Origin of the sequence: Streptococcus cristatus (assembly GCF_003943465.1) — a bacterium.
GTDB classification, from domain to species: Bacteria; Bacillota; Bacilli; order Lactobacillales; family Streptococcaceae; genus Streptococcus; species Streptococcus cristatus_C.
In genome coordinates this window covers 147,038-158,825 of record NZ_RJPR01000002.1, presented here as the reverse complement: position 1 = coordinate 158,825, position 11,788 = coordinate 147,038, and the positions used below count along the sequence as shown (strand labels likewise).

11 protein-coding genes and 1 riboswitch are annotated in these 11,788 nt (G+C 42.0%); of the genes, 10 read left to right on the top strand and 1 reads right to left on the bottom strand.

The window, feature by feature from the left end:
• Window positions 1-3: 3 nt before the first annotated feature.
• From D8793_RS03300 to D8793_RS03275, 6 genes are all read left to right on the top strand, one after another.
• Window positions 4-861, top strand: a complete 858-nt coding sequence (locus tag D8793_RS03300) for a methionyl aminopeptidase (protein ID WP_125370573.1) — start codon at window positions 4-6, stop codon at window positions 859-861.
• 47 nt (window positions 862-908) lie between these two features.
• Window positions 909-1,829 (top strand): YihY/virulence factor BrkB family protein, encoded by a 921-nt coding sequence (locus D8793_RS03295; protein ID WP_125370572.1) that lies wholly within the window; start codon window positions 909-911, stop codon window positions 1,827-1,829.
• Between the two features lie 10 nt (window positions 1,830-1,839).
• Window positions 1,840-2,688 (top strand): hypothetical protein, encoded by an 849-nt coding sequence (locus D8793_RS03290; RefSeq protein ID WP_125370571.1) that lies wholly within the window; start codon window positions 1,840-1,842, stop codon window positions 2,686-2,688.
• 81 nt (window positions 2,689-2,769) lie between these two features.
• Window positions 2,770-3,594: a hypothetical protein gene (locus tag D8793_RS03285; RefSeq protein ID WP_125370570.1), complete on the top strand. Its 825-nt coding sequence runs from the start codon at window positions 2,770-2,772 to the stop codon at window positions 3,592-3,594.
• A gap of 415 nt (window positions 3,595-4,009) precedes the next feature.
• Window positions 4,010-4,459, top strand: a complete 450-nt coding sequence (locus tag D8793_RS03280; protein WP_125370569.1) for a MarR family winged helix-turn-helix transcriptional regulator — start codon at window positions 4,010-4,012, stop codon at window positions 4,457-4,459.
• An 8-nt stretch (window positions 4,460-4,467) separates the two neighbouring features.
• Window positions 4,468-5,175: a B3/B4 domain-containing protein gene (locus D8793_RS03275; RefSeq protein WP_125370568.1), complete on the top strand. Its 708-nt coding sequence runs from the start codon at window positions 4,468-4,470 to the stop codon at window positions 5,173-5,175.
• Between the two features lie 65 nt (window positions 5,176-5,240).
• Here the strand turns inward: D8793_RS03275 and D8793_RS03270 are convergent, their stop codons facing one another.
• The gene (locus D8793_RS03270) at window positions 5,241-5,681 is read right to left on the bottom strand and encodes a GtrA family protein (protein ID WP_125370567.1); all 441 of its coding nucleotides are present in this window, start codon (window positions 5,679-5,681) and stop codon (window positions 5,241-5,243) included.
• A 28-nt stretch (window positions 5,682-5,709) separates the two neighbouring features.
• A riboswitch (PreQ1 riboswitch) is annotated at window positions 5,710-5,832 on the top strand.
• Between D8793_RS03270 and D8793_RS03265 the strand changes: the two genes are divergently transcribed.
• The 4 genes from D8793_RS03265 to pulA all read left to right on the top strand — a co-directional run bounded on the left by D8793_RS03265 (window position 5,830) and on the right by pulA (window position 11,686).
• Complete coding sequence (locus D8793_RS03265; protein WP_125370566.1) at window positions 5,830-6,345, top strand: QueT transporter family protein; 516 nt, start codon at window positions 5,830-5,832, stop codon at window positions 6,343-6,345. It overlaps the preceding riboswitch by 3 nt.
• Window positions 6,346-6,447: 102 nt before the next feature.
• A complete protein-coding gene (ligA, locus tag D8793_RS03260; RefSeq protein WP_125370565.1) occupies window positions 6,448-8,406 on the top strand; it encodes an NAD-dependent DNA ligase LigA in 1,959 nt (652 codons plus the stop codon).
• 8 nt (window positions 8,407-8,414) lie between these two features.
• Window positions 8,415-9,374, top strand: coding sequence for a diacylglycerol kinase family lipid kinase (locus D8793_RS03255; protein ID WP_045499540.1), 960 nt, complete (start codon window positions 8,415-8,417; stop codon window positions 9,372-9,374).
• Between the two features lie 14 nt (window positions 9,375-9,388).
• Complete coding sequence (pulA, locus tag D8793_RS03250) at window positions 9,389-11,686, top strand: type I pullulanase (RefSeq protein ID WP_125370706.1); 2,298 nt, start codon at window positions 9,389-9,391, stop codon at window positions 11,684-11,686.
• The last annotated feature ends 102 nt before the right edge of the window (window positions 11,687-11,788 follow it).

Sequence of the window (11,788 nt, the reverse complement as noted above, 5' to 3'; positions counted from 1 at the left end):
ATAATGATTACTATAAAATCACAACGTGAAATTGATTTAATGGACAAGAGCGGAGATTTCCTAGCTTCTGTTCATATCGGCTTGAGAGATTTGATCAAGCCAGGTATCGATATGTGGGACATCGAAGAATATGTCCGCAAGCGCTGTAAAGAAGCCAATGCTCTGCCCCTTCAGATTGGCGTAGAGGGCAGCATCATGGATTATCCTTATGCGACTTGTTGTTCTCTTAATGACGAGGTAGCCCATGCCTTTCCTCGCCATCAAAAATTGGTAGAAGGTGATATCATCTGTGTGGACATGGTTGTTGGCTTAGTCGACAAGGCTGAGCTGGATGTATCTAAGCTGGACTTTAACAACGTAGAGCAGATGAAGCAATATACAGAAAGCTTCCGCGGTGGTGTCGCAGACTCTTGCTGGGCTTATGCTGTTGGACAGATTAGTCTAGAAGCACAGCAGCTCATGGATGTGACTAAGGAATGTCTCTACCGAGGAATTGCAGCCGCACAAGTTGGCAATCGTATCGGAGACATTGGTGCAGCCATTCAAGAATACGCTGAAAGCCATGGATACGGAGTAGTTCGTGATTTGGTTGGTCACGGTGTTGGTCCAACCATGCATGAGGAGCCAATGGTGCCGCATTATGGCCGTGCGGGACGTGGCCTGCGTTTGCGGGAGGGAATGGTTCTGACTGTCGAGCCCATGATCAATACAGGTACTTGGGAAATTGACACAGACTTTGAGACCGGTTGGGCGCATAAAACCCTAGATGGCGGTCTGTCTTGCCAATATGAGCACCAATTTGTCATTACCAAAGACGGTCCTGTGATTCTAACCAGCCAGGGCGAAGAAGGGACTTATTAAGTATAGAGGGCTGGGCTTGTCCCAGTCTTTTTGAACAGGAGAGAGATGTGACAGGATTCATCAAAAAGATAAGAGAAAATGAATTTCTCAGAGCGTTTTTCCATTTTTATCAGGCGTCGGAGGCAGATATTACCAGTATTGCTGTGGCCTATTATTTTCTGATTTCGATTTTTCCCTTGTTATTGATTGCGGCAAATATTCTGCCCTATTTTCAAATTCGGCCAGATGAGCTCTTGGTTGCGCTGAGAGACATACTGCCAGAGTCATTGTATCTGACGATCGCCAAGGCTGTCCGAGATGTGTTGACCAAGCCTTCGACAGGTTTGCTGAGTATTTCTATCTTATCTGCCCTGTGGACTTTTTCCCAGAGTATGACTTTTCTGCAAAAGGCTTTTAATAAATGCTATGGTACGAAGCAAGGGCGGGGCCTTATCTGGGAGCGGATCTTTGCTTTTATCATGAGTCTAGGCTTGCAAGTCTTGCTAGGCTTGTCGCTCGTTTTGACCATATTCGGTCGAATGCTGGTTGGCTTTCTTTATGATTTCTGGCACTTTGACCGCGGCCTCTACCAGCAGTTGCTGACCATGACAGAGCCTACGATTTATCTGATGCTCTTTCTCTCGCTGATTCTGCTTTATTTTTCTTTACCCAATGTGAAAATTCCTAAAATCCGCTATGTTCTACCAGGTGCGACCTTGGTTCTCGTTGTCATCTATAGTCTCATGAACCTTTTTACTGTTTATATTGAAGCTTACCTGGATCGCTTTTTAGATGTGCGTTTTGTCGGCTCAGTGGTGGTTGTGATTATTATGTTTTGGTTTATCCTGATTGCCAAGGTGCTAATCGTCGGTGCTGTCCTCAATGCAAGCATCCAAAGTCGTTTCGTATCGCACTTTGAAAGCCGTAGTGGTGAGCTTATTCTGAGATTTGATGAAGAAGGAAAAGCGGATAAGGATACAGATGTATAATAGGTGAAATATGAAACAAACAATTTTTAATGCCTCGTTAGAGGAAAGTATGAACTTAGTGACAGATCAGTATATCAAAACTTCATTTGAGGATTTCAATGAAAAAGGTTATGAGGGAAAGCTTTTAGGATTTGTTACAATACAATTTATCCTATTTCTAATCTTTCTTTTTAGTATTTGGATTGATTCTCAAAATTTGCAGTTTTTATTTATGAAAGTAAGCCTCATAAATGGTGCTTTATTTGGATTGGGATTTGTAGGGTTTGCTGGCTATTTAATTGATCTAACCAAAATAAAAAATCAGTCAATACTATCATATTATTACTTCAATGTATGGTCTAATTTTATGATTTTTCTTCTTTGTTTGCAGTGTCTAGTAATAGGTATAGCTGGAGCAGGAACGATAATAGGAATGATTTTATCTGGCGCATTATATACGGTTGCTTTTATTTTGTACTTTATTAGACTATTTCAAAATTTTCAGAAGAATACGCTCGAAATTTTGTATCAAGAGTCTACTTACTCAAATAGAGGAGCGGATTTTCTCGATCGTTTTGTTGTATTTGCAAAAAGGTACGGAGGGCTTATCCTGTTCCTAATAGTCATTTTCCGTATCTTTTTCCCAAACTCGGATCTTATTCAGCAAAATGATACCTTTCGTTCAATTTTTGTAGCCATTAATCCAATAATATTTGTTCCCTTCCTTTACTTTCTGTATGTTTTAAGTGTGAACAATTTTCAAGGCTACTATCTCAAAAAATATTTGGAAGATTACCGCCAGTTATCTGACTACTCCATAGAAGACTGGTATGGGAAAGAGTCGAAAAGATACAAAGAGTCGCTGGATCAGGAAATTTAATCAATGCTGATTTACTCACTCGATTTTTATGGCGATGGTGCCTCCTCTTACAATGTAACCTGAACAAATAGGAGAAAATAAATGGATAAGATACAAAAAGACATTAATGATGCACTTGAGACGGGCAGACGTTTTAACATATTGAAGATGTTTTCTGTAGCACCTTTATTTTCATTGATGACTATGATTGCGACAACTTTGCCGATAAGTTTATTTCGAATGGCTAGTGAAGCTGGGTATGACCCAGCTATACCATTGACATCAATGGTTACACAGCTGACATCAGTAGAAAAAGGGCTCATTCCCCCAGATAGTTTCTTTGGTTTTCTATTCTTGTTTTGTTGGTTTTGTTATATTTGTTTTTATATCATCTCTAAAAGAAATCGTATTAAGACCTATTTATTGACTCAGATTCTTCAATTATTTTTGCTCGTAATTTTATATTATAGTTGGTTTATAGGTGCCTTGTATTTAATCCCCCTAGTTGCAATTCGTATCATCTACTGGATTGGATTTGTATTATCACTGATTTATCTTATTTATATCCTTGTCACAAAGCAACGCGCTAGAAAAGATTATTTTGATTCTCTAAATATTAAAAAATTTTTGAATGTTATTTTATTCTTATGGTTGTTGATGTATGGAATCAATCTCTTCACCAACGGACTCAATCATTTCCTAGCGTATCTCTTGCTTGCTTTGTTACCAATTTCACCTATTTTCTTAGGACTATTTTTGGTATCATTTTTTAAATCCAATGTAGTAACGCTAGAGAACTTGAATGCAGTCAATAAAAATCAAGAGAAATACCGTGAAGAATATGGCTATACCATTGAAGAGTGGTATGGAAAGAAGTCAAAAATGTATAAGAAATATGTTAAGAAGCAACGAGGCATTAGTAAATAAATATCTATCCGAAAATTTCCACCTGGTTTGACTTCAGGTGGTTTTTCTATGCTCTTCTCAAGCTGATTTGATATTGTAGTATTACATGATGTGAGTAATAAGGCTACACTAATGGATTTTAAAGGTGAAGATTGTACTCGAGAGAATCTAGCTAGTGATTGTACTGACCTTTATCAAAACATATCAAGAGATTGCTTAACAAGCAATCAGCTAACCTTCCCAGTATCTATTTCTAACAAAAGGTGAGGCTAAGAGTTTTTCCTAGCCCTTTTTTGATGGTCTAGATAAGGGAAAGGCGGAAGAGTTCTGTGCGGAGGTTTCGTTCTATATAGAATTTTTCTAATATAAGTATTTCTAAAGATTTTTATTGCATTTGCAATAAAAATTTGTTATACTATCTTCAGAAGGAGGAGGTATGTCAATTTTACGTGAGATTGGAATCATTGCTCGGGCTTTGGATTCAATCGCTAATATTGAGTTTCGTGACATAGATTTGGCGCGGGGGCAGTATCTCTATCTGGTGCGGATTGCGGAGAATCCTGGGATTATTCAGGAGGAGCTGTCAGACTTGCTCAAGGTAGATCGCTCTACGGTGGCTCGTTCAGTCAAGAAGCTAGAAAGTAAAGGCTTAGTGGAACAGCGGCCAGCAGCCAATAACCGCAAGAACAAGGAATGGTTCGTCACTGAGAAGGGGGCAACACTTTATCCTTTTATCATAGCGGAAAACGAATATTCGGAGCAGGTGGCGTTGGAAAAATTTTCAGAAACTGAGCGAAAAGAGTTAGAAAAGTTGCTTGTTCGCGTCCGAGAGAATATTACCAAGGATTGGGAGCTAGTCAAAAAAGGTCAGAAAAGAAATTATTGAGGTAGAACATGAAAATTGCAGTTGAAAATGAATTTTGGCAAGTATTTCCGGAAGCTCAGATCAGTGTTTTAGTGGTCAAGGGGCTGGATAATAGTGTGGATGAAAGTAAGGATCCTTATTTCAAATCCCTGTTAGATAAGGGAGCGAAACGAGCTGAAGACTTTATCTTAGATGAGAACTTCACTCAAAATGAAGTCATTCAGGAGTGGCGGCAGGCTTTCAGCAAATTCAAGACCAAAAAAGGAGCGCGTTCCTCTATCGAAGCCCTGCTCAAGCGGGTCAGTCAGGGGCGTGAATTTCATCCAATCAATCCGTTGGTAGATATTTATAATAGTGTTTCCCTCTCTTATGCTGTTCCATGTGGCGGTGAAGATTTGGACAAGATTGTCGGTGGTCTTTATTTGGGTAAGGCTAAGGGTGGTGAGGCATTCTTTCCACTGGGAGCTGAGACTGATGCACCAGCTTTGGCAGAAGAAATCATCTACTATGATGAAGAGGGAGCGGTCTGCCGTTGTCTTAACTGGCGAGAAGCGCAGCGGACCATGCTGACGGAAGAAACCAAGGAGGCCATCTTGGTTATCGAAGCCATCAATGGAGAGCAGGCGGTGCGTGCCAAATCAGCTATGACTGAACTCCAGACTCTGATTGAGGATTATTTTGGTGTCAAGGGTGATATTACTCATCTGACAGCTGAGCATCCAAGTTTGGAAATATAAAATAAAATTGGACCAGAATTATCTGGTCCAGATTTGTTTTTATAGGAGAAATAAGCCGAGCCATCTTATTTTGCCTTGTTTTTAAAGACAAAAATCTTGCTAAATACGTAGTTGAGAACGATAATTAGCACTTGAGCCATCAAAGTTTCAATGGTGTTGACCATCTTAATATCGTTGTGGACGAATTGACCAATAATCTGCGGAAAGCTAGTGACAAAGATAAAGGTTAGCAGCAAGTTCAAGGCCATAGTAGCCAGGCGGGCTGTGAAAAATTTGACCAATCGAACTGGCCAGCCCTGTCTTTTTTGCTTGAAAACGATGGTATCGTTGGTCACAAAGGCAAAGAGAATCCCCAGAATATCACCGGTTATCGTAGCTAGTAGTTCGTTTCCTGTCAGTTCATAGCAGAGCATCCGGCTGACGACTGAGACAAGAGTGGTTGCCACACCAAAGAAAAGATAGGACAGAACCTCATTGTCAAAGAATTTTTTAATCAAAGTTTTCATAAGCATAGTCTATCACATTTCTAGGATTTATGCTATACTAGTGAAGTTGTCGATTTTTGGGAGATGATTTTTCCGTCTGACGCAACCCTTGGCGCTTAGCTTCTTTCGCCAAGCATATTACACGCGCTCATGCGCTAAAGGAGAAAACATGAAACAAGAAAACTTATCAGTCCGTGATTTGGTTCAGATTGCCATTGTTGCTGCTATTTATGTATCCCTTACGATTACGCCCCCTTTAAATGCTATAAGCTATGGTGCTTACCAGTTCAGAATTTCTGAAATGATGAACTTTATGGCCTTTTACAATCGTAAATACATTCTGGGGGTGACTATTGGCTGTATGATTGCCAATCTCTATAGCTTTGGAATCATTGATGTCTTTGTCGGTGGTTGGTCAACTCTAGTCTTCCTATCATTAGGTGTCTACCTTTTCAGTCGCTATAAGGATCAATACCTGATTAAAGATTTGCTTCGCTTGGATCATTTCTATTTTTCCATTTTCTTCTCTATTTCGATGGTGACCATTGCGGCAGAGTTGTATTTCTTACAGGGCTTGCCATTCTTCCTGACTTGGTTTACAACGGCTATTGGAGAATTTGCTTCCTTGATTGTTGGAGCTATCATTATTAACCAGATTGCTAAAAGGATTGATTTGACAAAATAAGACAGCAGAGAGCGGAATTTCCGCTCTTTTTATGTCCTCTTTTTTAGTGAGAATTCGGAACAAATAGAGGAAGATTTTGTGTATTTGTGATAAAATAGAAGTATGAAAGAAAGAATGTCAGAATTAGTCAAATTGCTCAATCGATACGCTCATGAGTATTATACGGCAGATAGGCCAAGTGTATCAGACAGCGAGTATGACAGACTCTATCGTGAATTAGTGGAGTTAGAAGAAAAGTACCCAACTGATATCCTACCTGATAGCCCAACGCATCGGGTGGGTGGGAAGATTTTAGAAGGATTTGAAAAATATCCACACCAGTATCCTCTCTTTAGTTTGCAGGATGCTTTTTCACGTGAAGAATTAATGGCTTTTGACCAGCGGATTCGCAAGGAATTTCCTCAGGTCTCTTATCTTTGTGAGCTCAAGATTGATGGGCTCTCTATTTCCCTGACCTATGAAAAGGGAATCTTGGTAGCAGGAGCGACTCGGGGAGATGGTTCGGTTGGTGAAAATATCACTGAAAATCTCAAGAGGGTCAAGGATATTCCTCTGATTTTGAAAGAGCCGCTGGACATTACGGTTCGCGGAGAGTGCTACATGCCCAAGGCTTCCTTTGATGCGGTCAATCAATTGCGGCAGGAGAATGGTGAGCCTGAGTTTGCCAATCCCCGCAATGCGGCAGCAGGAACCTTGCGCCAGTTGGATACAGCGGTTGTGGCCAAGCGTAATCTAGCAACCTTCCTCTACCAAGAAGCCAGTCCGACTGAGGCCAGCAGCCAAGAAGCAGTTTTGAGCAAGCTAGCTTCTTTGGACTTCTCAGTTAATCCGATTCATTTTCTAGCGGATTCGATCGATGCCGTTTGGGAGTTTATCGAAAAGATTGCTCAGGAGCGGGACAGTCTGCCTTATGAGATTGACGGCATTGTCATCAAGGTCAATGACTTGGCGGTGCAAGAGGAGCTTGGTTTTACTGTCAAGGCTCCCAAGTGGGCAATTGCCTATAAGTTTCCAGCTGAGGAAAAAGAAGCCCAGCTTCTGTCTGTTGACTGGACAGTCGGCCGGACGGGAGTTGTAACTCCGACAGCCAATTTGACGCCAGTGCAGCTAGCGGGAACGACTGTCAGCCGAGCGACTTTGCACAATGTGGATTATATTGCAGAGAAGGATATTCGTCAGAAAGACACCGTTATCGTCTATAAGGCGGGGGATATTATTCCTGCTGTCTTGCGCGTGGTGGAGTCCAAGCGCATTTCAGAAGAGCATTTGGAAATACCAAGTCACTGTCCAAGCTGTGAGAGTGAGCTGGTGCATTTCGAGGACGAAGTAGCTCTGCGCTGCATCAATCCTCTTTGTCCGGCCCAGATCAAGGAAGGGCTGATTCACTTTGCCAGCCGGGATGCCATGAATATTACGGGCCTTGGTCCAGCAGTGGTAGAAAAGGTCTTTGATAAGGCCTTGGTCAAGGATGTGGCTGGAATTTACCGACTTTCTGTAGAAGATTTGCTGACCTTGGACGGCTTTAAGGAAAAATCAGCGAATAAATTGTATACTGCCATTCAAGCTTCCAAGGAAAACTCAGCAGAGAAATTGCTCTTTGGTCTGGGAATCCGCCACGTGGGAAGCAAGGCTAGTCGGATTTTGATGGAGAAATTCCACGATATGATCAAGTTGTCACAGGCCAGTCAAGAGGAAATTTCTTCTATTGACAGCTTGGGGACGGTTATCGCTCAGAGCCTGCATTCTTACTTTGAGCAAGAAGGTAGTCAGCTTCTGCTGCAAGAATTACAAGAAGCTGGCGTCAACCTAGACTATCTAGGGGAGAAAGTGGCAGCTGATGCCGCTCTCGCTGGCAAAACAGTCGTACTGACCGGAAAATTACAAAAATTAACACGGAATCAAGCTAAAGAAAAATTGCTGAGCTTGGGCGCAAATGTTGCTGGAAGTGTGTCTAAAAAGACAGATTTGGTGGTGGCAGGTAGCGATGCAGGCAGCAAATTAACCAAAGCTCAAGAACTTGGGATCGAGATTCGAGACGAGGACTGGCTAGATAGCTTGTGAGGCTGAGTATGGAAAATAAAATAAAAAAAGCAAGATTGATTTATAACCCAACTTCTGGGCAGGAAATTATCAAAAAAAATATTGCCGAAGTCTTGGATGTCTTGGAAGATGTTGGCTATGAGACCAGTGCCTACCAGACAACTCCAGAGCCTTTCTCTGCTCAGCGAGAAGCTGAAAGAGCAGCAAGAGCAGGTTTTGATTTAGTTATAGCAGCTGGTGGAGATGGGACTATCAATGAAGTAGTGAATGGAGTTGCGGGTCTAGATGTGCGCCCCAAGCTGGCTTTCATCCCAACTGGTACGACCAATGATTATGCGCGTGCCTTGAAAATTCCGATGGGAGATCCAGTGGCTGCAGCTCGGATTATCGAGAAAAACCAGACGATTCAGATGGATATCGGTCGGGCTTATGGTAGCAAATACTTTATCAACATTGCGGCGGCAGGTACGCTGACTGAGCTGACCTACAGTGTCCCTAGTGAAGTCAAGACCCGTCTAGGTTATCTGGCTTATGTAGCCGAAGGAGCCAAGATGCTGCCGCGCTCCAAATCCCGTAAGGTACGAATTGAGCATGACCATGGTGTTTTTGAAGGCAAGATTTCGCTTGTCTTTGCAGCCTTGACTAATTCTATCGGAGGCTTTGAAAAACTAGCGCCAGATACCAAACTGGACGATGGAAATTTCACCTTGATTCTTGTAAAAACGGCCAAGCTATTTGATATGCTTAGTCTCATCATACAGGCAATTAATGGCGGCCAACACGTGACGGATGCCAATGTTGAATATCTGAAAACCAGCAAATTGAAGCTAGAAGTATTGGATAAAAAAGCACCCTTTATGTTGAATCTGGACGGTGAGTACGGAGGAGATACACCAGTAGAATTGGAAGTTTTGCACAATCATCTGGAGTTTTTCGCCAATATAGATGAAATCGATGAGAGCGCTCTTTCCTTAGAAAAATTAGAATGAAGAGATAAATGAAAATGCTAGACTATAAGGTCATTGTCCATTACCACAATCCTAAGGGAGATTACTTTTCTTATGATTTGTGGCAGTGGCAGACAGATCAGTGGGGAAAAGAAGCACCTTTTTCTAAACTAGATTATTTTGGTATCCAGGGAGAACTATCTTTTAAAAGTTGGGAGCCTCTCAATCAGGCTCATGTGATTGTCAAGCGTTCAGACTGGTCCAGCCAATCTTGCGACTACCACATTGATTTATTGCCAGTTCATTTGCCTACAGAGGTTTGGTTGATTGAAGGCGACCATCAGGTCTACTATTCCTTGCAAGCGGCGACGACGAGCCACCAATATTCGCGGCGACGTCCCCATAATTTCGATGTGGCCATGCGGTCGGATTATTTTGATGAATGCTGGGGTTACCAAGGTTGGCTTGGGCATCGTCTGCAGGGGCAAGTAAATGAGTTTAGAGTTTGGGCTCCGACAGCCAAAAAGGTTGAATTGGTAGTTTATGAAACTTCTGATAATCAAGCACCCGTTTATAAAGAATTCCCTATGGAAAAGGGAGAGATTTACTCGCACGATCATGCTAAAAATACAATCGGAGTTTGGTCGGTGGAAGTGCCAGAAGATTTAGCTGGCAAGACCTACCAGTATCATGTTCATTTTGAAAATCAGCATTTTTTGACGCGCGATCCTTATACAATCGCCACCAGTCCTGATGGCAAGCGCTCAGCTATTGTTGCTGAACAGGACAAGACTGTTGCTGGTTTTAAGGTATGTCAAGGCAAGGAGGCAACTTGGCGTTTAGATAATCCGAATCAGGCGGTCATCTATGAGATGCATATCCGAGATATTAGCAAATCGCCTAGTTCAGGTGTCGCAGAGCATTTGCGAGGGACTTTTTTAGGTGCTTGTCAACGTGGCACTAGAAATAGTCAGGAAGATCAGACTACTTTTGATTACATTCGCAATCTAGGTATCAATGTCGTACAGCTCCAGCCGGTTTCTGACCGACACAAGGACTATGACGAAAATGGCCAAGTTACTTATAACTGGGGCTATGATCCACAGAACTACAATGCACCAGAAACCAGTTTTTCTTCTAATCCAGATGATCCGGGTCAGGCCATCCGAGATTTGAAAACCATGATTCAGGCTTACCACGATGCAGGGATTTCTGTGACCTTGGATGTGGTTTACAATCATATTTATTCGACCTTTGACTCAGCCTTTCAGTCAACGGTTCCCGATTATTACTACCGGATGAATCCCAACGGTTCTTTCCAAAACGGTACCGGAGTTGGCAGCGAGACGGCCAGTGAGCATGAAATGTTCCGCAAATTCATGATTGATTCACTTCGTTATTGGGTAGAAGAATTCAATGTGGATGGCTTCCGTTTTGATCTGATGGGAATCCATGATGTCACCACCATGAATATCATCCGAGAAGAAATGGATAAAATTGATCCAAGGATTTTGCTTTATGGTGAAGGTTGGGATATGGGAACAGGCCTGATGCCAGAGGACAAGGCTAAGAAAGACAATGCTTATCAACTGCCGCGAATTGGTTTCTTTAATGACACCGAGCGTGATGCAGTGAAAGGTGCTGAAGTCTACGGTGGTCTGAAAGCAGGTTATGTGAGCGGACAAGCGACTGAAGATATCATAGCCAAAGCCATTCTGGGCAGTAGTGAGTTAGGCTCCTATTTGACACCAAGCCAAGTTCTTAATTATGTGGAGGCGCATGATAATTTCAACCTGCATGACTTGCTGGTTGACTTGCACCCAGATGATGATGAGGTCATTCGGACCAAAAGAATTGAGCTGGCAACATCTATGAACTTGCTTATGCAGGGGATGGCATTTATGGAATTGGGCCAAGAATTTTCCCGCACAAAACTAGTAGGAACAGGCGAAGAGGGCCAAGTCCTTCCTAGCGACCGTGACAGAGCAATGAATAGCTACAATGCTCCCGATGCTATCAACCAAGTGAATTGGGAATTGATCAGCCAACATCAGGAGAGTATTGACTATATCAAGCAAATCATTCGCTTAAAGACAAGTCAGAAGGAATTTTCTTATCAAACCTATGAAGAGATTTACAAACATGTCTTTGTAAAAGAAGCCTTTGCCGGCAGTGGTATTGTCATTTTTGAGATTAAAGATGAAAAACATTATGAAATCATTTTTAATGCAAGTGGACTGCCATATTATCTGGAGAATGCGGATCATCTACGTTTATTGGTCGGCAATAGCCGCCATAAGAGACCCTTCTATGTGGAGAATCTGACCGCTTCCGTTTTTGAAGTGATTGCATAATATGAATAAAAATAAGAAAAGATTGAAGACAGGCTTTGCAGCTTAAGTCTTCAATCTTTTTTTGTGCTTCAAAAATAAAAACTCTCCCCAAAACATTTTTCA